This is a genomic window from Mucilaginibacter sp. BGA-UO-ETr-C110, assembly GCF_059567985.1.
In genome coordinates this window covers 604,209-626,551 of the sequence record NZ_JCAQPB010000002.1, presented here as the reverse complement: position 1 = coordinate 626,551, position 22,343 = coordinate 604,209, and the positions used below count along the sequence as shown (strand labels likewise).

Sequence of the window (22,343 nt, the reverse complement as noted above, 5' to 3'; positions counted from 1 at the left end):
AAGCACCTAAAATTATTGTTCTTAGTTCTCCTGGTATTTACTGCCTTTAACTCCTACTCCCAAAATGTCCCGCTCGCCAACGCTTTTGCCCATAATGATTATTGGCATAAACGACCGTTGTATGATGCCCTGGATAATGGGTATACCCATATAGAAGCTGATATTTATTTACGAAAGGGGAAATTAGTTGTAGCTCATTTACTGCCGCTTTTTAGAAGGCACCGAACACTGGAACGCCTTTACCTGGATCCGCTGGCCAGTTGTATCAATGGCTCAAACGGGCAAGAATCCCGCATTGTTTATCCCATTACACTGATGATCGATATTAAATCAAACGCGGCCAAAACATACGAGGTGCTTTCAGCAGTGCTCGAAAAATATAAAAGCATACTTTCAGGCTACGAGGATGGTGTATTTGTTCAGCGCCAGATCACGATCGTGATAACCGGTAACAAGCCATTTGATATCCTGAAAAACCAACAAAACCGTTTGGCCTTTATTGACGAAGACCTGATGAAGGTTCAACAGGACACCTCATCAACAAACATTTACCGTACAGCAAGCTGTAAATACTCCAGGTTGGTGAATTGGAATGGCAGCGGTACTTTCCCGGTTTTACAAAAGGCGCGTTTGTGTAAATATGTAAGCATGGCACACAGGTTCGGTAAAAAAGTACGGTTATGGGCATCACCCGAAAATCCAGCGGTTTGGAATGAATTGCTTGACTGTGGTGTTGATCTGATCAATACGGATAAACTTCCGGAGCTTAAAAATTTCCTGACCAGGCGGGTGGCTTTTTCGGCGAATGCGAAATAATATAAATCATTAGTCTTGAATGTGTTAAGTTAAAATTACCCTAATACATAATTAACTATTTCATAACCTTAAATTAGCATTATATAAAAGTAACAGCCATACTTTTAATCCATTGTGATGGTTTTAATATATGATGTATAATTTATTATAAAATATTTATATCAGTTAAGTTAAGCATACCATAACAGAAAACATTTGCCTTAACAATTAGTCATCAAACTATAAATGCAGAAAATACTGTTTATTACCGGTTCTGTAAACCAAACATCACAAATGCATCAGATAGCAAACGAACTGCCCGAGTTTGATTGCTGGTTTAGTCAGCTATTTACAGACAGCTATATATTAAACTTATTTATTAATCATACTTCGTTGCTCAACGGCACGATACTCTCAAACTACTATCGTACAAACTCCGAAAAATACCTTCATCAGCACGGATTACAAATTGATTATGGCGCACGATTAAACCATTATGATCTGGTAGTCTTTTGCTCAGATATACTGGTGCCCAGCCGCATGCGTAAAACCAAAACAGTATGGGTGCAGGAAGGCATGGTTGATAAATATACGTTGGTGAGTAAACTGGTAAAAATATTGAAGCTGCCTACTTTTTTATGCGGCAACACCTCATTGAACGGCTCATCAAATGTTTGCGACGTTTACTGTTCAGCATCATTAGGTTACCGTCAGTACTTTATTAAAAACGGCACCAGCAGTAATAAGATCGCCGTTACCGGCATGCCTAATTACGACAACCTGGAACAATTTCTGGATAACGATTTCCCGCATCGTAATTATGTAATGGTGGCCACCACCGATATGCGCGAAACCTATCGTTTCGAAAACCGGCCCGCTTTTATTAAAAGTGCTGTAAAAATAGCCAATGGCAGGCCTTTGCTCTTCAAGTTGCACCCAAACGAGAACGCGGATCGTGCCGAAAAGGAGATCCGGGAACATGCCCCTGCAGATGCTATGATCTTCAAATCGGGAAATACCAATCATATGATCGCTAATTGCAGCGAACTGATCACGCAATATTCAACAGTGGTATATACCGGTATAGCATTAGGTAAAAAGGTGCATTCATGGTTTGATGTGGATGAGCTTAAAAAACTGGCGCCTATTCAAAACGGTGGTATCTCCGCACAAAAAATAGCGCAGGTGTGCCGGGCTTATACTAACCACAAGGGCATATCCGAAAATTTTGATGTACAAAAAGCTTTAAATACACAAGGCGTCACTTTTTATACCGAACAATTAGTAGCTAATTATTAAGGGAGCAAGGATTGGGAGAGCAAAGAGCAAGGATTTTTGGAATAAACACAAATGAAAAATTCACTAAATCACTAATTCACTAATTAAAAAATGGTAGTTATCATCGTACAGGCCCGTATGGCATCAACCCGTTTACCCGGCAAGGTGATGCTGCCCGTTTTGGGTAAAACCATACTGGCCATGATGATAGAGCGCCTGCAGATGATGCAACACGAGGCCACACTGGTGATAGCCACATCGGTTAATGCCGAGGACGACGTTATTGAACAGGAAGCCCGCGCGCTGAACATACCCTGCTACCGGGGCGATCAAAACAACCTGCTTGATCGGCATTACCAGGCAGCCTTGTTGCACAATGCCGATGCAGTATTGAAAATCCCTTCGGATTGCCCACTGATAGACCCCCAGATCATTGACCGGGTGATTGCTTACTTTTTTGAACATACCGTTGCGCATGATTATGTAAGCAACCTGCACCCGGCTACCTGGCCCGATGGTAACGACGTAGAGATAATGACCATGGCCTGTTTAAAACAGGTTTGGGAAAATGCCACTAAAAGCCTGGAATTGGAGCATACCACACCTTATATCTGGGAAAATCCGCAGTTGTTCAGCATCGGTAATCTGAGCTGGGAAACCGGTTTGGATTATTCCATGTCGCACCGTTTTACCATTGATTACCAGGAAGACTATCTTTTTATAAAAAGGGTATTTGAGGAATTGTACCCTGTAAACAAAAACTTCTCCTGTGCTGATATACTGGATCTGCTGGATCGTAAGCCGGAGATCTACCAGATCAATGCCGGTTACGCGGGTGTAAACTGGTACCGCAATCATTTAAACGAGTTAAAAACCATACAACCGGAGCAAACCAAACAGGTGCCGGTTAACACCATAAATATTTAAATTAAATAATTATTTACCCGTGGAAAACACAAAACATAGCGAACAGGAACTACAGGCTATAGCGCTAAAAGTGCGTGAACATATTGTGCGCATGTCAACAGCAGGCGGCTGCTTTACCGGAGCCTCTTTATCGGCCGTTGATATGATCGTTTACCTGTACAGCGAATTCCTGAACCTTACACCCGCGAACTTAAAAGATGCCAATCGCGATTACCTTTTCTTGTCCAAAGGCCATGATGTGCCGGCTTTATATGGTACACTGGTTGAATTGGGCTTCCTGGAAAAGGAGCGATTAGAAAAACATCTTTCTATTGACGATCATATTTACTGGCACCCCAACACCCATATCTCGGGAGTCGAATTTCATTCAGGCTCGCTGGGGCATTTGCCTTCGGTTGCCATAGGTGTTGCTATGGATCTTAAAATCAGCGGCAGCAACAACAAAGTGATCTGCATCATGGGTGATGGCGAACTCAATGAAGGCACCTGCTGGGAAGCCGTGCTGGTGGCCAATGCCTATGGTTTGGATAACCTGATCTTTGTGATTGACCGTAACCATTTTCAGGCCAATATGCGTACGGAAGATCTGATACCGTTGGAGCCTTTGGTACAAAAATTTGAATCATTTGGTGCGGCGGTGAAACGTATCAACGGGCATAGTTATCCTGAACTACATGAAGCCTTCAGCGCCTACCCTTTTCAACAAGGCAAGCTCAATGTGGTTATAGCCGATACCGTGCGCGGTAAAGGTCTGCCCAGCATCCAGGAACGCGCCGATCGCTGGTTCTGCAATTTCTCGGCCGACGAAGTTGAGCAGCTTTTACTGGAATTGCATGGTGAACATACCACCTCATTAACATCAGAAACTTTAATTGTCAGATAAGCCCATGACCTACGAAGAATTATTAACCGAAACGGCCCTGAACGATGAACAGGTAGTAGTGATGACAGCCGAAAACCGTGCACTGGTGCGTAACCTGCCAACCATTTTGGGTAAACGTTTTATTGATACCGGCATTACCGAGCAAACAATGATCGGCGCATCAGCTGGTTTGGCCCTTCGCGGACGCATCCCGGTGGTGCACGCCTTAGCCGCGTTTTTAACCATGCGCGCTTTTGAATTTGTACGTACCGACCTGGGCATTGCCAATTTACCGGCAAAGCTAAGCGGCTTCATCCCCGGTTTTTTATCAGATGCCAACGGGCCTACCCACCAGGCTATCGAAGATATTTCTATTATGCGGGGCATCCCCAATCTAACCGTTTTTGCTCCTGCTGATGAGGATGACCTTGTAAAAATGCTGCCCGAGATCTGGAGATCGCCCAACCCGGCCTATACCCGCATTAACACCCGCAAAACCAGCCACGTGCATGAGCCTTTTGAATTAGGCAAAGCCGAGGTGATCTCTTCAGGTAGCGATGTTACCATTTTAACCTATGGGTTAATGTTTGAACAGGCGCTTATCGCTGTGGAAGTATTACAAAATGAAGGCCTATCAGTTGGCCTGGTGAACATGCGCAGCCTAAAACCGGTTGATGAAGCTATCATACTGCAAGTAGCTGCCAGCAGCAACCTCATAGTTACCCTCGAAGATCATTTCCTGACCGGCGGTCTATACACCATTGTAGCCGAAGTACTATTACAATATCAAACCACCGCCAAAGTAATGCCTATCGCTTTAAAGGAAAGATGGTTCAGACCGGCATTATTACCCGATGTATTACAAAACGAAGGTTTCTCCGGCAAGCAAATAGCCGAAAGGATATTAGGCTACCAAACCGGGTACTCACAACCTTCTATATTAACCCCAGAGTTTTCAGAATAAAAAAGATTTGACCATGGCTAATAAAATACAGTTAAGCAACAACTATCCCGACATCACCGAGTCGGACAAAATATACGAGCGTGCTTTAAAAGTTCAAAAACCGGTTACCCAAACTCTGGCTAAAGGTCCGGGTCAGTTTAGCAAAGGCGTAGCCCCCAAATACCTGGTAAAAGGTAAAGGATCGCACGTTTGGGATGCCGACGGAAATGAATATATCGACTATAACTCGGCTATTGGCCCTATCTCCTTAGGCTACGCCTACCCCGCCGTTGATGACGCTATCCGCGCACAACTGAATGATGGTATCACCTTTTCGCTAATGCACCCACTGGAAGTGGAATTATCAGAACTGGTACAGCAAGTGATCCCGAATGCCGAAGCTGTTAAAATAGCCAAAACAGGTGCTGATGTTTGCTCTGCCGCTATTCGTGTAGCCCGTGCATTTACTGGCCGCGACAAAGTGTTTTGCTGTGGTTACCACGGCTGGCACGACTGGTACATCGGTATTACCAGTCGCAATGCAGGTATTCCCGGCGCCATACAGGACCTTACCTACACTTTTGAATACAACGATATCGAATCGATAAAAGCAGCCTTAGACGAAAGCGTAGCTGCCCTGATATTGGAGCCTTTCATCTTTGAAGCACCCAAACCGGGCTTTTTACAGGAATTAGCCGAAGTATGCCGTGAAAATGGCACCCTGCTTATTTTTGATGAAATGTGGACAGGCTTCCGTATTGCCCTGGGCGGTGCGCAGGAATATTTTAATGTTAAGGCCGATCTGGCCGTATTCTCTAAAGCTTGTGCCAATGGCATGCCTATAGCCTTGCTTACCGGTCGCGCGGATGTGATGGAGTTGTTTAACTCTGAAGTATTCAGCTATACTACCTTTGGCGGCGAAGCTTTATCATTAGCAGCTTGTATAGCCACTATCAACGAGCTCCGTGATAAGAATGTACCGCAATACCTTGATCAGCATGGTGCTTTGCTAAAAGATGGCTATAACCAGATCGCTATATCGTTGGGAATGGATCAATATACCCGCTGCATAGGTTATAACTGTCGCAGCATGGTAACCTTTACTCCCGAGGCAGGTAACGCGCTGGAGTTAAAAACGCTGATGCAGCAGGAAATGATCAAGCGCGGTATCCTTTGGGCCGGCTTCCATAACATGTGCTTCAGCCATACTTCCGAAGATATTGACTATACCCTTTTAGCTTACCGCGACGTGTTACAACTGGTTAAAGACGCCATTGTAAGCGGCGACGTAAAAAGCTATTTAAAAGGCGAAGTTTTGGAGGCTGTTTTCCGTAAGGTGAGCAATTATAATATTAAGCCAAAAACCGCGGCACTATAAAATAGAATCAAGAGTCAAGAAAACAAAAAAGCGAAGAACAATAACCGGTAGCCAACAAAGGTTTTATCTTCTCTCTTGATTCTTGACTCTTAATTCCTGACTCTCATTATGAAGTATATGGAACTATTTTCATTACAGGGAAAAACGGCTATCGTGACCGGGGCGCTGGGCCTTATCGGGCAAAAGCATTGCGAAGCACTGGCTATGGCCGGAGCAAACGTGGTAGCTGCCGATATGGACGAGAAAAAGGTAGAAGCCTTTGCCGCCAACCTGGGCGAGCAGCACGGTGGACTAAAGATCGACGTAACCAGCAAACACTCTCTGGAAGTTGCCCGCGACAAGATCACCACCCGTTACGGCAGCATCGATATACTGGTGAATAACGCCGCTATTAACGATATGTTCGAGAACCCGGCTATGGCCAAAGAGCTCTCGGCATTTGAGAATTATCCGCTCGCCGCATTTCAGCAATCGCTGAATGTAAACGTGACCGGCGTGTTCCTGTGCTCGCAGGTGTTTGGTACCGTGATGGCAGATCAACGTTCGGGCAGTATTATCAACGTCGCTTCTACCTATGGTATGGTAGGACCCGATCAATCGATATACAAAAACGCGCAGGGCGAACAGGATTTTTATAAATCTGCCGCCTACCCGGTAACCAAGGGCGCGGTGATTAACTTCACCCGTTTCCTGGCCTCGTATTGGGGTAATAAAGGCGTGCGGGTAAATACGCTTTCGCCGGGTGGTGTAGAGAACAACCAGAATGATTTTTTTGTTGAGAACTATTCGGCCAAAACATTATTAGGCCGCATGGCAAAAGCCAACGATTACCAGGGCGCGCTGATATTTTTAGCCAGCGATGCCTCCGCCTACATGACCGGCGCCAACCTGGTGGTTGACGGCGGATGGACAGCGATATAACTTTAGTATCAAGTAGCTAGTATCAAGTATCGAGACTTTTGAAAATTGTCTATAAACGATATCCTGGTACCTGATACTTGATACTAACTACTTGATACTAACTAAAAACAATGCCACAGGAAAAACTACTTACCGTTACCACTACGATACTGGTTTTGTGGGTAATATTCATTATTACCGGGGAACGGGTATCGCCCTATCGTAAAGGATTAAAATTTTTCAGGGAAGGTTTTTGGATCGACCTGGTTTGGTATACCCTGATACAAAGCTATTTTTTAAAGATCCTGATATTTGATTATATCATCGCGCCCGTTCAGCATCATTTTGATTGGTCGGCCTTTCAGTTTGTAACCCATTGGCCAATAGCCGTGCAGGTATTGTTTTTCCTGGTGACGCATGATCTGTACATTTACCTGTTTCACCGGCTGCAGCACCGCAGCAAGTTCCTTTGGCGTACACATGAGGCGCACCACTCAGGCAAGGAGGTTGATTTTTTATCCGGCTCGCGCTCGCACATCATCGAAATCATCATTAACCAAACCATTGAATTCGCACCTATTATTTTATTAGGTGCCGATCCGGCTGTAATACCCATCAAGGCCCTGCTGGATGCCATGTTCGGTATGTTCATCCACGCCAATGTGAATGTAAAACTGGGTAAGCTCAAATATATCCTCAACACACCCGAGCTGCATTTGTGGCACCATGCCAACTATCAGGAAGTTTTCCATGCCAACTTTGCTACCAAGTTTTCCATCTGGGACCACCTGTTTGGCTCAGCTTACGATCCGGGACACCCGCCAGGTAACGAGCGCGAAAACTGGGGATTAGGCTATGAGTATCCCAAAGACTATTTTTTACAACACGCCTTTTCTGTCAAGCGTTTTGACGAAAACAAGCTGTTGAAATATAAATGGTTTGAGCGTTATTATAACTTACGCCCGGCTATTTTATCTTTGTTGCTATCACCCTGGAAAAAACAGCATTCTAAAACCGATACAATACATCAACCGGAAACAATCAACACAACCATAACCACTCACCCGCAAGAAGAAATTCTGCAATAAACCGATAACCCTTTGGCCTGGATATACATTATCATAGCAGCAGTATTTGAAACCGCGTGGACGTTTTCGGTAAAATACTTTAAACTAAGCGATCTTAAACTGCTCACCTGGCAAAACTTTTACCGGGTTGATGTAAGCTTCCCGTTATTGGCGCCATTGCTGGGCTATATCCTGTTTGGTGTGTGTAATGTATACTTCTTCTCCCTGGCCATCAAAGAGCTCTCTACAGCCACCGCATACGCCATCTGGACCGCCGCTACACTGGTATTTATCAAAATAGCCGAAATGGCCTTCTTCAACAAAACCATCACCTGGGTGGAGGTTTTCTTTATCTCCCTCATCATGATTGGTATCATGGGTTTAAAATTCTCTGTATCGCATATTAACCAGGTACCTTAGGAGAGGACTAGGGATTGGAAGGATTTTGGGAACAAGGGAATAAGGACTGGAAATAAAAACCATGTCATTGCGAGGAGGAACGACGAAGCAATCTCGTCGCATACATAAACACGAGGAGATTGCCACGCTACCGCTCGCAATGACACGGTTGTTTTTTAGTTCTTAACGTTAAAATAGGGTGTCATGGTGAACCCGTCGAACCATGGTGGCCGGGCCTTTTGACCATGGACCATGGACTATAGACCATCGACTAAAAACTACTTACTCAATTCCGTTTCGTATATCACCTTACCAACCTGGTTAATGGCTTTTACATTGAGCTTGCTGGCATTTACCGAGAACGACATGAAACCATGCTCTGAAGCCTGGAATTTACTGTAGGCAATACCGGCGGTTACCGGGGTAAGCTCCGAACCCGCGCCCGAAATAAACTGGTGGGTAAATCCTTCGGGTTTGAGGTGTTGCAGGGAATGATCGTGGCCCGCCAGGTAAACATCGACCTTATGCTCTTCAAATATCTGCGGTAATATTTTCCGCACGGTTAAAGTATCAAAGTTGTTGATCCGCGGCCCCACCGTATAATATGGGTGGTGACCAATCACTATTTTCCATTTCACATCGGCCGATGCATCTTTCAATGTTTTACGCAGCCAATCCATTTGGGTGCTCACATAATCCTTCAAATGTTCATGCAGCATAGGGTCGGTATCTATCATCACCAACAAGGCGCTGCCTTTATCTTTACCTAAGGAAACTTCTTTGGAATAGTAACGGGCGGGCATGTTCCACCGGCGACTTACTTTGCTATAGCGGATCTGCGCGTCGGGATCGGTCAGGTAATCATGGTTGCCTAAAATGGGGTACCAATCACATTGCAGGGAGTGCGCGGTATAAATATTTTCAAAAGAGTAATGGATCTGCGGATCCATTTCGCTGATGATGCCTTTGGGATAAAAGTTATCACCTACCGAAACCACAAAGTCATTAGGATGCGTGGTGGCCCATTGACCCATTTGTTTGGCTACTTCGGCCTGATCATATTCGCCGTTGCGGCCCCAGTCACCAACGGCCAAAAAGTGCAGCTTAAAGTCATCGGCCAGCGCCGCCCGGGGCGATACGTCATCACTGCCCAGGTGCGTAACCCTTTCTTCTGCAAAAGCCTCTAATGGACCAATCAGCGAAGCTCCAAGAGCGGTAAGCGTGGCGTTTTTTACAAATTCTCTGCGTTTCATATGTCAGGCAAAACCGTTGGTTAAATACCGGTTTTAAGGTGCCTAAGATATTAAAGAAAGCGGATTGTAAAAGGATAAGAAATGTTTAATAAATTGTAAAGTCAAAGCTTGCCAATTTCCTGCGCCACCCGCTGTGCCGAACGGATACAGGATTCCATCCCCCGGCTCATATTATCGGCATAAGTGCCTGCAAAATAGATGCGCCCCTCGGGCAGCATTATCTGTGGCCAAAACTTACGCATGGTGCCTATCGGGAAAGGCTGCATTTCGCAGGCCGGGGCAAATCTATCCTTCGTCCAGTCGAAAGTTAAAGCCTGTTCTATCGTATCATGCTTACCGGGGTACACAGCCCTGAAAGCCGCCAGAACACGTTCGGGCGATATGCCACCCGGGCCAAAGGCTTTCAGAATCACTCTTTGGGTATCTACCTCGTTGGTTTCTTCCCATATAGAGGAAATATCAGGGTGCTCAAACTCCATATTGATAGTTTTAAACCCGTCATCGAGCCAGAATTTAGAACTGGCCTCGAACACATAAAAAGGATGCGAGGAATAACCCATGCGGTTAACCACATACTGCTTAGCCGGGGATAGCGGCGGACTAACCGGGATAGTTTTAAATATGGGCAGGGTGATGCAGTTCACCAAAAAATCGGCCTTCATTTCCTGAAACTGGGCAGTGCCATAAGCCTTGTAGGAAACCGTTACCCCTGTACTATCATGCTTAATGGCCGTAACCGGATGATTAAGTTTAACCCTTGCACCCAGACGTTTGGCAAAAGCCATAGGCAGCTGCTCGTTACCATCTTTTAAGTGATAGGTATCCCCTTCTGATGCCGGGATCCCCCGGGATTTCATGATGGCAGATCGCCAGAGTGCGTATAGCGCATTGGTCGTGCTTCCTCCCAAAAACCGGAGCGCGCCCGCCGAAGCACCTTCCTTTTTATAGATCGCGGCAATGGCTATCTGGTCGTAATCATCATAACCAATACCATAGGGCTGGTAAGGGTCGGTAAACTTGCTCAAGTACGGTTTCAGGTAGAAATCGCTCAGGGCATACATCGGGTTTTCCGACAGAAATTTGATCTCCTTTTCGTTAAATCCGAATTTGGCCAGCACCGCCGGGTCTTTCATCATTTCGGGCGTATAAAATTTACCGTCGATCATTTTGAGGGTATGGTTATCGGGCGCGGCCTCTGAGCCTTCGGCATGTGGATACGGGATAGCTTTGAGCTTAAATTCCTCCACATATTCAAAAAAACGTTCGTAACCCGGCTTGGTGATATGATCGGCCCCATAATCGGCGTACAGACCATCAGATAAACCATCACGACCAGTAAATACATGCCCGCCATATCGGCCGCTGGCTTCCAGTACCACCACCTCATGCCCCGCTTTCATCAACTCATAAGCACAGCATAGCCCGGTTATCCCCGCGCCCGCTACAATAACTTTTTTGCCGCTCGCTGCCTGCTCACCATTGCATCTTGTGCTTACACTGTTTTCCTCCGCTGCCCGGATGATCTGCAGCGTTAAAATAGTACCGGCACCGGCCAGCAAAGTGCCTTTGATAAATACCCTTCGTTTGATATTAGTCATTCTCTTGTTTTTAGTCTGATTGGGGATAAGGTTAAACAACATGAGTTCGGGAAAAATAAGCCATGTCATTTCGACAAACAGCGCTGGACAACGTGCTGGCGTGAGGAGAAATCTTTTACGCCAGACTTATCACGCGAAAAAGATTTCTCCTCGTACCTCGTTCGAAATGACAACTGCTTTTTGTTGATATTACAATTCCCACCTTCTCCCGAACTCACGTTAAATATACTTACAAGGGCTTTATAACACAATATTTACAAGGCGAAAAGCAATTACTTATACTTTGGGTTTCGTTCCTATACCATACCTACGCAGCTTATCCTATCTTTATGCCACAAATTAATTTAATGAAATATCTTAAATATAGCCTGCTCATTACTTGCTGCTTATTGTGCTCGGTGGTATGTGCAAAAAATCACCCTAAAAAAATCATCCAGGTGCTTATTGTTGATGGTTTCAGTAATCACGACTGGAAACAGACAACAAAAATGGTGAAGCAAATATTGGATGGATCGGGCCTATTCCAGATAACAGTTTCCACTATACCGGTAAATCTGCAGGATTCCACCGTTCAATCAAGCTGGAAACCCAACTTTAAAAAATATGATGTAGTTATACAAAATACCAACAACATCCAGAATCCGAAGCTAAAATGGCCTTTAAGCGTGCAGCATGAACTGGAAAACTATGTTAAAAATGGCGGTGGTCTGTATATCCTGCACTCCGCTAATAATGCTTACCCCGATTGGGCCGAGTATAACAAAATGATAGGATTAGGCTGGCGATCAAAAAGCTTTGGTTACGCGCTCACGGTTGATTCATTAGGCAAAATAGACAGCATACCACCAGGCCAGGGCCAGGATACCTATCATAACGACAGAAGTAACCTGCTCATTAGCGTATTGAATCAGCATCCTATCAACAGATTGTACCCTAAACAATGGCTTACACCCGATGTTGAACTATACCGCTTTGCACGTGGCCCGGCACAAAACCTTACGGTGCTCTCCTACGCCAAAGACCCGCTGACCGGCATCAATTGGCCGGTGGAATGGGTAGTGAAATATGGCAAGGGAAAGGTTTATATATCAAGCATGGGGCATTTGTGGAAAGGTGACACCTATCCACCCGGCTATCGCTGCATAGGTTTCCAAACCACCATGATCAGGGCGGTTGAGTGGCTTGGAAGCGGCAAAGTAACTTATCCTGTACCAAAAAACTTCCCTTCTGCTACAGCGGTAAGCATGGCGCCGCTTGATTTGAAATAAGAAAGATCTTATAAAAAACCAATAAAAATAGTTATTCATATTCGATATGAATTTCACATTTCATTTTAAACCGAACTGTAATGTTTTTGGAGCAGGTATCTTTGTGTTGTAAATCAACATCTACAGACCATGGCAGAGACGGCGGTAAGCAGCGGGCACCAAACAAAATCACCCTTTATTTTTATAGTGGGCACCACCAGCCTGGCCTTTGTAGTATCACAGCTGGATGTATCCATTGTGAACATCGCACTGCCTCAGATCTCCACCTCGTTTAAGGCTGATATCAGCGAACTGCAGTGGATTGTTGATGCCTATACCATAGCTTTCGCGGTGCTGATGCTTTCGGCAGGCGGCATGAGCGATCTGTTGGGATCGAAACGGCTTTTTCAATTTGGTCTGTTAGTATTTGGCATAGCCTCTGCAGGCTGTGGTTTTGCATGGAACCCATTTAGTCTGATCGTTTTCCGCGTGCTGCAGGGTGTTGGTGCAGCAGCCATGATCCCCAGCTCCCTATCCATCCTAAACCAGAGTTTTGCCCACGAGGCTACCCAGCGCAGCAAAGCCGTAGCCTGGTGGACAGCCGCCGGTGGCGTATCCATAGCCGCCGGGCCCATCCTGGGCGGTCTGCTGATGCATGTGAGCAACTGGCGGATGATATTTTTTGTGAATGTACCCATCTGCCTGATCGGTATCCTGCTCAGCGTTAAACTCACCGAAAGCGAAAAACACGCCAATAAAGGTTTTGATATTCCCGGTCAGTTTACCTGGATGCTGGCCCTTACGGCACTTATCGCGGCCATTATCGAGCTGCACTACCTGGGTTTTAACAACCCCATCATCTACGGGGCGCTTATTTTCAGCGCCATCATGTTTATTATTTTTCTGCGGATAGAACGAAAAGCCAGATCCCCTATCCTTCCGCTGGATCTGTTTAAGTCGCCGGTTTTTAATGTGCTGGTACTACAGGGCATCATATTGAATGCCACCTATTATGGAACCGTGTTTGTGCTGAGCCTGTACCTGCAAAATGTGCTTCATTACCCCTCCCTCACCGCGGGGTTAGCCTTTTTACCGCTTACTGCGGGATTCATCATCTCCAACCTCATCAGTGGCAGGCTCATGGCCAAATATGGTACACGGGTACCCATTATCACCGGGCTCAGCATTGGCGCTATCGGTTATGCGGGCCTGCTCATCGCCCATGCTCATACACCGTACTGGCAGCTATTTTTCCCTTTTATCATTATCCCCCTGGGCATGGGCCTTGCCGTACCCGCCATGACCACCGGTATATTATCTACCGTAGCCAAAACACGTTCGGGTACGGCATCAGCCGTGTTAAATACCACCCGGCAAGCAGCCGGCGCCATGGGCGTAGCTGTATTTGGCGCCATGACCAATGGCGGCCCCGAAGCTATAGTACATGCCATAACGGTAAGCTCCCTTATTTCGGCAGCGGCTATAATTTGTATTCTTTTGTTGATTTATCGGTATCTGAAGATAAATAAGTAGCAGAAGGCTCAGCCCGGCATCGCTGCGCCGAGGAATAAACAATAATCAAAATCATGTCATTGCGAGGAGGAACGACGAAGCAATCTCATCACGTTCAATTCAAGTAAGCATGATGCGGAGATACAATGAGGAGATTGCTGCGCTCGCAATGACATGGTTTTTATTTATAAGACTAATCGATTGTGCGACAATTTGATCTTCTCCCATCCTATGTATTCTACCCAAAATTTCGTATTTTTGTATATATAAAACAGCCCGGTTTTCTTATAAAAAAGAGATCCGGGCTGTTTTATTAATGCAGAAACAGGAACAAAAACCGGCCATATTACAAGCAATTATTTGACAATCAATAATTTAATACTTTTTAAACCTTTCAAAACATGCTAAAAATTTGTTAAAAAGTGTTAAAATGGCGTTAAAACTTTGTTAAAGTGGATAAAAACCAAACCTTTTCACCCTGTTTTCGACTAAAAAAGTGTTAAAATTGAAGGTTTAAAAAGTTTTATTTTAGCATTTTCATCCGATCACTAAAACAGACCAAACAACCATGCCTGATAAAAGAGTAGTTTTTGATTTTGATATTTCTTTCACCAATGGCGGCGGTATCCAGGGTCAGGATTTCAGACTGGATATTGCCGGCGATACCATCAGCGACCTGGAACTGGCCGATTATATTGTAAACGATATGCAGCTACTCATGGTTGGTAAGGTTAACATCCTGAATAAATATTATATCGAAGAAAAACACAAACGCCAGCCGGTTAATATCCTGCCTGATGATAAGTATATCGACCTCAGTCATACCATTTTCGATGGCCTGGTAACCTACAAAGGCTTGCCTTCACCTATCATTTGCGATTACCTCAGCCGGGAGCAATCCAGGGCTAATTATGAACCAGGAACGGAATTCCAGATAGGAAAAATAGAAATGGTAACCAATACGGGTACTTATATCGACTGCCCTTTCCATCGTTTTGAACATGGCAAGGATATGTCAGAAATGGAGCTGGAACGCTTTGCCAACCTCGACGCCATCACCATCAACGCGGAAAATGCAACCGAAATTGGCAGAAGCTATTTTACAGGTAAAGAGATCAGGAATAAAGCCGTATTGGTTTATACAGGATGGGCAAAACACTGGAACACACCGCAATATTTTGAAAACCATCCCTACCTTACAGCCAATGCAGCTGAATATCTGCAGGAATGCAACGTAAAACTTGTCGGTATTGATAGTCATAACATTGATGATACCCGTGGTAAAAGTCGCCCGGTACATACTATTTTACTGGGTGCCGAAATACTGATATCTGAGCATTTATGCAACCTGGACAAATTACCGGAGAGTGGCTATAAATTCAATGCGGTACCTCCAAAATTCAAAGGTGTGGGTACATTCCCGGTAAGGGCATATGCCAGCTTTTAATTGCTGACAGCCTATATAGTTTGAGGAACTTGCTCCGATTTCGCTGTTCTTTTACTGATAATGATCTCAGCAATGATCAGATTTGGTACCCAGCACAACCAGGATACGATGCGATACGCCGGTATAAAATCATGAAAAACAAAGCCAGATAATAATGGCAGCCAGATACGCAAAGTAACGGCGGCCAAAGTGAGGGCGTAATTGCGTATCATCCAGTTTTCATGCTGGTATACATCCCTTTTCAGGATGCTGGTATAAGCGCTGAATACGGTTATAAACCATAACATGGCCAATATGCCAAAACCTAAAACATTGCCTATACCACCAGTAGCAAAAAAAGCGATGAATAATCCGCTGATACTGCTTAGGCCAACAGCGATAACGTAAATTTTACCAACCAGCCGGTGGGTACTCAGATATTTTTCGCGCAGCTTTTTACTAAACTGGGTCCAGCCGGTTAGCAGGGCAATACCACCAAAAGTAATATGTGCATAAAACGCTCCATGCCATACTGCATTATCTAATACGGCCTGGGGTTTAGTACTGAGTAAACCGTTGGTTTTCATATCCACAAAGTAGTAAGCAAGCGGATACAAGCCTATAATGATAGCAAAAACAGCAATTAAAACCCAGGATATTTTTTTCAGCTTCATGAGGTTTAGTATGGTGATGGCCTTTACTTTAACCCTTAGATGGTAAGCGCTGAAAATTTGTTACAGTCCCCCAGAAATTAACCCGAACAGTTATCCTATACCCTATTTGAAACTGTGAAATTGTTCAATTACCGCATCCTCGAATCCCGGTAAAACGGTAAGATCGGTATCCCAAAGATCAGAATTGGTCAATATTTGGTGTATGGCTGTGTTGGGTTCTGCATTTGCCCAAACCGTGGCAAAATATTCGGTAAAGCTGTCGGTAACCCGATAGTCCCGCTCGTTTATTCTCCCGGTGTAATGGCCATCGTTACTTAATTTAACCTGCATAAACCGGATGAAGGCGGCAAAACCAAGTACCATATGTTCCGGGGTGTTGTTCTTTAGTTTATAGTGGTTCAACAATAAAGGGATCACCCTCATTTTGATCTTAGTAGTGTACTGTACCGAAATACTCAACCATTCATGCCTGATGTATGGGTTACGAAACCTGTCGAGCACTTTACCTGCAAAATCGGCAGCTACCTTTTCATCAATTTTATACGGGATAGCAGGTAATATCTCGTTAAACATCAGCGGTGTGATGAAATTTATAAAAGTTTCATCAGCCATGGCTTCTTTCACCGTAGCAAAACCCTGCAGAATGGCCCAGGCACAGCTCAAGGTATGCGTTCCGTTCAGCAAACGCAATTTAAGCTCCCTGAATAATTCAATATCAGGCGTAATAACAACACTTTCATCAACCTCATGAAATGACAAAACCGACTTAATATGATCGTCTCCTTCAATGGCCCATAGGCTATATGGCTCCGTTATGATACTCAGATTATCCGTATAACCACTTTTTGCCTCTAGTTCATCGTTTAAGGCCTTATCGGGCCTGCCTGGCACTATACGGTCAACCAGGGAATTACAAAAACGGTTATTACTTTCCAGCCAATCCATAAAGGCCGGTTCCAGCTTGTTAAGGTGTGCCAATTCAAGTACTATCGACTCTAATTTTTTGCCATTATCCGTTATCAGCTCAGTAGGTATAATAATCAACCCGCTCTCAGCACTGCCATTAAAGGCCTTATATCGTTTATATAAAACCGCCAGCAATTTACCCGGATAAGATACCGGTGGATGCTTACTGATGTCTTCTTTTACCAATTTAATACCTACTTCTGTGGTATTGGAAATGATCACCTGTAAATGAGGATTCTGGGCAACTTCCAGAATAGCGTTCCAATCGATTGTAGCTGATAACACGCGACTGATGGCCGAGCATATGACCTGCTCATTTATTTCTTGTCCGTTTGCAATACCTTTTGTATAAATAGTGTACAAACCATCCTGTTTATCAAAATCAGTTGCAGAACCTGTATCGGTTGATTTTACTATGACTATCCTGCCGTTAAAAACGCCCTTGCAATTGGCTTTGTCAATAAAATAATCGGGCAAACCGCGTAGAAGTACTCCGGTACCAAATTGTAATACTTTTTCAGGAAGTTCAAATATTTGCTCATCAGGAAGACTTGATACCGGCAAATTGATTTTGTTTAAATTATATTTTGATAAGATCATGCACTCAATAAAAAAGATGTATTTATCGGTTCTTGTTGGTTTATTATTATTGGGGTAATTAGCCGTACAGCTCAATTACCAAACAAGGTTAAGTACAAGTAGCTAATAAAAAAAAGATATGACGTACTAAAATCATGCAAACGTTCCCGGAAACGTTTGCATGGTTTAGAGCCTTTAATTGTATTTAAATCGGCATAGGAGATCTGTAATTTTACACTAACTTAGCCCTGTAACAGAGAAACTCTCATTGTAAACCAATGTCATGCTGGCCCCTCGAAACACCTTGAACTAAATTATGTTTGAATCTTATACCATAAAAGATATAGCAAAGGCGCTGGGCCTGTCAACATCAACAGTATCAAGAGCTTTGAACGGAAGCTATGAAATAGGCGCCGAAACCAAACGGCTGGTGCTGGAGTATGCGGAGAAGGTAAACTACCGGCCAAATCCTATAGCGCTTAGTCTTAAAGAACAAAAGAGCCATTCCATTGGTGTTGTAGTATGTGAGGTTGCTAATACTTATTTTTCGCAGGCTATCAATGGGATTGAATCAATTGCTTATAACCGGGGATATCATGTTATTATCACGCAAACACATGAGTCATTTGACCGGGAATGCACCAATGTAAAACACCTGTTGTCGCGACATGTAGATGGCTTGTTGGTATCCTTATCTGCCGAGTCAACCGATACCTCTCAGTATAAATACCTGCATGAAAAAGGATTTCCAATTGTATTTTTTGATCGGGTTGCAGCAGATGTGAATACCCATAAAGTAATCGCGAACAACTTTAAAGGATCATTTGATGCTGCCGAACTTTTAATCAATACAGGTTTTAGGAAAATAGCTCACTTAACCAGTTCCAATAACCTGTCAATTACCCAGGAAAGATTTAACGGTTTTAAGGCAGCGCTTGACAAACACAACCTTGATTTTAAGGCAGGTTATTTAAAGCACTGTAATCATGGAGGTATGATACAGGACGAAGTTGAATTTGCGATTAAAGAGTTACTAAGCATGGACGAGCGTCCCGAAGCTATTTTCGTTGGCAGCGACCGGCTTACCATTAGTTGCATGCACATACTAAAAAAGCTGGGGGTCAAAGTTCCGGACGACATTGCAATTGTCGGCTTTACTAACTCGGATGTGGCCGAACTATTTGATCCGCCCTTAACTGTAGTGCGGCAACCAGCCTTTCAAATAGGGCAACTGGCTACTGAAATGCTGATCAAAACCATTGAAAGCAAATGGCCTGTTGAGGAGTTTACTACGGAACTGGTGGAAACAGAGTTAATCGCCCGGGCATCATCTCAAAAGCTGCGGTAGCTCTCCTCAACAGGCCTAAAAATTACTTAAAACGCATTGATAATTAATTGTAATGCCCCGTATTTATGCTCCGGACTGAACATGGCCGTAGCGGAAATTGGCATGTGATAGTTAAAAAGCACCAGATCCTTATTCAGGGTTAAACCGGTGTTAACAATGTTGGGTTTTGAGCCGTAAAAATTCACCCGTCGGCCAAAGGCAAAACCGCCTCCTGCAAAAATATGCAGATCAGAGCTTCCTTCTTTCCATAGCCTGTAATCCAGTATCACATAATTGGAATAAGCGTTACCTAAATCGCCATTGCTTTTAACATAGGTATCACGCCCCTGCACAATGGTGCTCCAGTTGATACTGAGCGGAAATGCATCCTTAAACTGATAACCTACCGTAACATCAATAAAGTGCGATGTGCTCGCCTTGTTATAGTTAAACAGATCGGCATTAGGATAATTGGTAATGTTGTTAATATCCCAAACAGATGCGCTGAAGCCTGATTTTTTATCTTTATAGCTTACATAGTAGTCAAACTCTTTGTAGTCGCCGGTAAAACCAGCGCCGCCCCATAGGCCAACGGCAAACCTGCCATCGCGAGTGGTGTAATGCATGTCTACATCGGTTATAGGAGCGTTTGATACCTTAAATCCGCGCCATATATACAATGATCTTACCTGTAAATTAACGTCAAACGGGTGGTATTTTTTTACAATGATTGAGTCTTTTTTCCTTGCTGTGGTGTCTTGAGCCATACTTTGAAGACAAAGGCATAGCCCAAGTATGGCCAAAAGGCCAACTTTATTAATCGTTTTCATAAAACTCTGGTTTTAAAAAGAAATAATAATTGGATTATGTGTTAATGACTCAGGTTAGTGTATAAAAAAGCGGCTATCGCGGCACCAATAATGGGGCCAATAACAGGTATCCAGGCATACGCCCAGTCGCTGGTACCTTTGCTTTTGATAGGTAAAATGGCGTGCATGATGCGTGGCCCCAGGTCACGGGCGGGGTTAATGGCATAACCCGTAGTACCACCAAGAGATAAACCGATTACCCAAACCAATAAAGCTACTGGCAATGCCCCTACAGATCCCAGGCCGACAGGTGTTTTACTGGGTGTGATCTCGGCACCGGAAATATAAAAGATAGTAAAGAGCAGCACAAATGCACCGATGATCTCGCTTGCTATATTTGATTTATAATTACGAATAGCAGGCCCGGTACAAAAAATCGCCAAGATTCCACCTGGGTTATTGGTACGCTGAAAATGGTCATAGTACATTAACCACACTAAAAAAGCCCCTAAACAGGCCCCTAAAAGTTGGGCAGCAATATAAAGTGGTACACTGGCCCAGGCAAACTTACCGGCAATGGCCAGGGCTATGGTAACCGCGGGATTTAAGTGCGCCCCGCTATATGGCCCGGCTACAACCACACCTACAAAAACGGCCAGTCCCCAGGCGGTGGTGATAACAATCCAGCCGCTATTATTCCCTTTGGTATCATTTAAAACAACGTTGGCAACTACGCCATCGCCTAAAAGTATAAGCAACATGGTGCCTAACAACTCAGCTATGAATGGTGACATATTGATATTAAAATTAATGGTGAATAATCAAATTAATTAAGCCTCTGGCAGTTCATCGGTCCAGGACTGGGCAGCATGAATAGCTTTTTTCCAGCCTTTGATCCCTTGTTTAATTGCAGGTAGATCAGCTTCGGGCGTAAATTCCTTTTCCGATTTCCATAGCTGTTGTATTTCCTCTACGCTTTCCCAATAACCAACCGCCAAACCTGCCAGGTATGCGGCACCCAGAGCCGTTGTTTCAACCACGTTTGGCCTGATCACTTTACAATTGAGCAGGTTTGATTGAAACTGCATCAGCAGGTCATTCGCCGTAGCGCCACCATCAACCCTTAATTCTTTAATTTCCATCCCACTATCAGCCTCCATCGCTTTGAGTACATCCATAGTTTGGTAGGCTATTGATTCCAAAGCCGCTCTGGCTATATGCGATGCTGTAGTTCCCCGGCTCAGACCTACAATAGTCCCGCGTACATCAGGTTTCCAGTAAGGTGCACCCAGGCCGGCAAAGGCTGGTACAAAATATACACCCTGCGTATCCTCAACAGCCAAAGCTAGTTTTTCAACATCAGCAGATGTTTTGATAATGCCCAACCCATCACGCAACCATTGTACTACTGCCCCGCCGATAAATATACTGCCCTCAAAAGCGTATTGTATTTTCCCGTTAATTTTCCAGGCGATGGTAGTCAACAGGTTATTTTTTGATTCGATAAATTTATCGCCAATATTCATCAGCATAAAACAGCCCGTTCCATAGGTGTTTTTAACCATGGCCTTCTCAATACACATCTGACCAAAAAGTGCAGCATGTTGATCGCCAGCTATGCCCGCGATCGGAACTTTAGATGCAAAAATGGTTGTTGCCGTTTCGCCATATACCTCACTGGATTGTTTTACCTCGGGCAACATGCTTTTAGGTATATCCAATAAAGCGATCAATTCATCATCCCATTGCTGGGTTTGGATATTGAAAAGCATGGTACGGCAGGCATTGGTAACATCCGTAATGTGTACATGTCCACGGGTAAATTTCCATACCAGCCAGCTATCTACGGTACCAAATGCCAGTTCGCCTTTCTCTGCCTTTGCACGGGCACCTTCTACATTATCCAATATCCACCTGATCTTTGATCCGGAAAAATAAGCATCGATCACCAGTCCCGTTTTGGAACGGATCATATCTTCATGCCCAGCTTGTTTTAACTTGTCGCAAAAAGCAGCGGTACGGCGATCCTGCCAAACAATGGCATTGTATACCGGCTCACCTGTATTACGATCCCACACAATAGTGGTTTCGCGTTGGTTGGTAATACCTATAGCTTTCAAATTGGTACCGTTTATGCCCATCTTAACGGTGGCTTCTGCTGCTACACTGGCCTGTGTCGACCAGATCTCGTTCGGATCATGCTCAACCCAACCCGATTGCGGGAATATCTGTTTAAATTCTTTTTGAGCAACAGATTTAATTTGCCCCTTGTGATCAAATACTATAGCTCTTGAGCTGGTAGTTCCCTGGTCTAATGCTAAAATGTAATCTTCCATAATTTACGTTTTTCACTGGTTTATAATTAATAATTGATTTAGCCTCACCCTGCCCTCTCCAAAGGAA

General features: G+C 44.3%; 20 protein-coding genes. 13 read left to right on the top strand and 7 right to left on the bottom strand.

Going from position 1 to position 22,343, the window contains the following annotated elements:
* The first annotated feature begins 15 nt into the window (after positions 1–15).
* The 9 genes from AC57BQ_RS04075 to AC57BQ_RS04035 all read left to right on the top strand — a co-directional run bounded on the left by AC57BQ_RS04075 (position 16) and on the right by AC57BQ_RS04035 (position 8,570).
* A complete protein-coding gene (locus tag AC57BQ_RS04075; RefSeq protein WP_496405050.1) occupies positions 16–816 on the top strand; it encodes a phosphatidylinositol-specific phospholipase C/glycerophosphodiester phosphodiesterase family protein in 801 nt (266 codons plus the stop codon).
* A 225-nt stretch (positions 817–1,041) separates the two neighbouring features.
* Positions 1,042–2,094 (top strand): hypothetical protein, encoded by a 1,053-nt coding sequence (locus tag AC57BQ_RS04070; RefSeq protein ID WP_496405049.1) that lies wholly within the window; start codon positions 1,042–1,044, stop codon positions 2,092–2,094.
* 90 nt (positions 2,095–2,184) lie between these two features.
* Positions 2,185–3,000 (top strand): cytidylyltransferase domain-containing protein, encoded by an 816-nt coding sequence (locus tag AC57BQ_RS04065; RefSeq protein ID WP_496405048.1) that lies wholly within the window; start codon positions 2,185–2,187, stop codon positions 2,998–3,000.
* A gap of 19 nt (positions 3,001–3,019) precedes the next feature.
* Entirely contained in the window at positions 3,020–3,883 is an 864-nt protein-coding gene (locus AC57BQ_RS04060) for a transketolase (protein ID WP_496405047.1), read from the top strand.
* A 4-nt stretch (positions 3,884–3,887) separates the two neighbouring features.
* Positions 3,888–4,826 carry a transketolase family protein gene (locus AC57BQ_RS04055; protein WP_496405046.1) on the top strand — a complete coding sequence of 313 codons (939 nt, stop codon included), beginning with the start codon at positions 3,888–3,890 and terminating at the stop codon, positions 4,824–4,826.
* Between the two features lie 13 nt (positions 4,827–4,839).
* Positions 4,840–6,183 (top strand): aminotransferase class III-fold pyridoxal phosphate-dependent enzyme, encoded by a 1,344-nt coding sequence (locus AC57BQ_RS04050; protein WP_496405045.1) that lies wholly within the window; start codon positions 4,840–4,842, stop codon positions 6,181–6,183.
* Between the two features lie 117 nt (positions 6,184–6,300).
* On the top strand, positions 6,301–7,104 hold the full coding sequence (locus AC57BQ_RS04045; protein ID WP_496405044.1) for an SDR family oxidoreductase: 804 nt from the start codon (positions 6,301–6,303) through the stop codon (positions 7,102–7,104).
* 110 nt (positions 7,105–7,214) lie between these two features.
* Positions 7,215–8,171: a sterol desaturase family protein gene (locus AC57BQ_RS04040; protein WP_496405043.1), complete on the top strand. Its 957-nt coding sequence runs from the start codon at positions 7,215–7,217 to the stop codon at positions 8,169–8,171.
* Between the two features lie 12 nt (positions 8,172–8,183).
* Positions 8,184–8,570, top strand: coding sequence for a DMT family transporter (locus AC57BQ_RS04035; protein ID WP_496405042.1), 387 nt, complete (start codon positions 8,184–8,186; stop codon positions 8,568–8,570).
* A 257-nt stretch (positions 8,571–8,827) separates the two neighbouring features.
* On the opposite strand, the gene AC57BQ_RS04030 is transcribed toward AC57BQ_RS04035, so the two are convergent.
* Positions 8,828–9,802: a purple acid phosphatase family protein gene (locus AC57BQ_RS04030; RefSeq protein WP_496405041.1), complete on the bottom strand. Its 975-nt coding sequence runs from the start codon at positions 9,800–9,802 to the stop codon at positions 8,828–8,830.
* Between the two features lie 101 nt (positions 9,803–9,903).
* Complete coding sequence (locus tag AC57BQ_RS04025; RefSeq protein WP_496405040.1) at positions 9,904–11,400, bottom strand: flavin monoamine oxidase family protein; 1,497 nt, start codon at positions 11,398–11,400, stop codon at positions 9,904–9,906.
* 347 nt (positions 11,401–11,747) lie between these two features.
* On the opposite strand from AC57BQ_RS04025, the gene AC57BQ_RS04020 reads away from it, so the two are divergent.
* The 3 genes from AC57BQ_RS04020 to AC57BQ_RS04010 all read left to right on the top strand — a co-directional run bounded on the left by AC57BQ_RS04020 (position 11,748) and on the right by AC57BQ_RS04010 (position 15,606).
* Positions 11,748–12,668 (top strand): ThuA domain-containing protein, encoded by a 921-nt coding sequence (locus tag AC57BQ_RS04020; protein ID WP_496405039.1) that lies wholly within the window; start codon positions 11,748–11,750, stop codon positions 12,666–12,668.
* 129 nt (positions 12,669–12,797) lie between these two features.
* Positions 12,798–14,180, top strand: a complete 1,383-nt coding sequence (locus tag AC57BQ_RS04015) for an MFS transporter (protein WP_496405038.1) — start codon at positions 12,798–12,800, stop codon at positions 14,178–14,180.
* Between the two features lie 547 nt (positions 14,181–14,727).
* Positions 14,728–15,606 carry a cyclase family protein gene (locus tag AC57BQ_RS04010; RefSeq protein WP_496405037.1) on the top strand — a complete coding sequence of 293 codons (879 nt, stop codon included), beginning with the start codon at positions 14,728–14,730 and terminating at the stop codon, positions 15,604–15,606.
* 11 nt (positions 15,607–15,617) lie between these two features.
* On the opposite strand, the gene AC57BQ_RS04005 is transcribed toward AC57BQ_RS04010, so the two are convergent.
* Both AC57BQ_RS04005 and AC57BQ_RS04000 read right to left on the bottom strand, forming a co-directional pair.
* Positions 15,618–16,259, bottom strand: a complete 642-nt coding sequence (locus AC57BQ_RS04005; RefSeq protein ID WP_496405036.1) for a DUF2306 domain-containing protein — start codon at positions 16,257–16,259, stop codon at positions 15,618–15,620.
* Positions 16,260–16,361: 102 nt separating this feature from the next.
* Entirely contained in the window at positions 16,362–17,825 is a 1,464-nt protein-coding gene (locus AC57BQ_RS04000; RefSeq protein ID WP_496405035.1) for a tagaturonate reductase, read from the bottom strand.
* 295 nt (positions 17,826–18,120) lie between these two features.
* On the opposite strand from AC57BQ_RS04000, the gene AC57BQ_RS03995 reads away from it, so the two are divergent.
* Entirely contained in the window at positions 18,121–19,152 is a 1,032-nt protein-coding gene (locus AC57BQ_RS03995; protein WP_496405034.1) for a LacI family DNA-binding transcriptional regulator, read from the top strand.
* A 26-nt stretch (positions 19,153–19,178) separates the two neighbouring features.
* Here AC57BQ_RS03995 and AC57BQ_RS03990 read toward each other — a convergent pair whose 3' ends face one another.
* The 3 genes from AC57BQ_RS03990 to glpK are packed head-to-tail and all read right to left on the bottom strand — an operon-like array spanning position 19,179 to position 22,276.
* Complete coding sequence (locus tag AC57BQ_RS03990) at positions 19,179–19,961, bottom strand: hypothetical protein (RefSeq protein ID WP_496405033.1); 783 nt, start codon at positions 19,959–19,961, stop codon at positions 19,179–19,181.
* Positions 19,962–20,002: 41 nt separating this feature from the next.
* Entirely contained in the window at positions 20,003–20,734 is a 732-nt protein-coding gene (locus AC57BQ_RS03985; RefSeq protein WP_090465276.1) for an MIP/aquaporin family protein, read from the bottom strand.
* A 36-nt stretch (positions 20,735–20,770) separates the two neighbouring features.
* Positions 20,771–22,276 carry a glycerol kinase GlpK gene (gene glpK, locus AC57BQ_RS03980; RefSeq protein ID WP_496405032.1) on the bottom strand — a complete coding sequence of 502 codons (1,506 nt, stop codon included), beginning with the start codon at positions 22,274–22,276 and terminating at the stop codon, positions 20,771–20,773.
* Between the last annotated feature and the right edge of the window lie 67 nt (positions 22,277–22,343).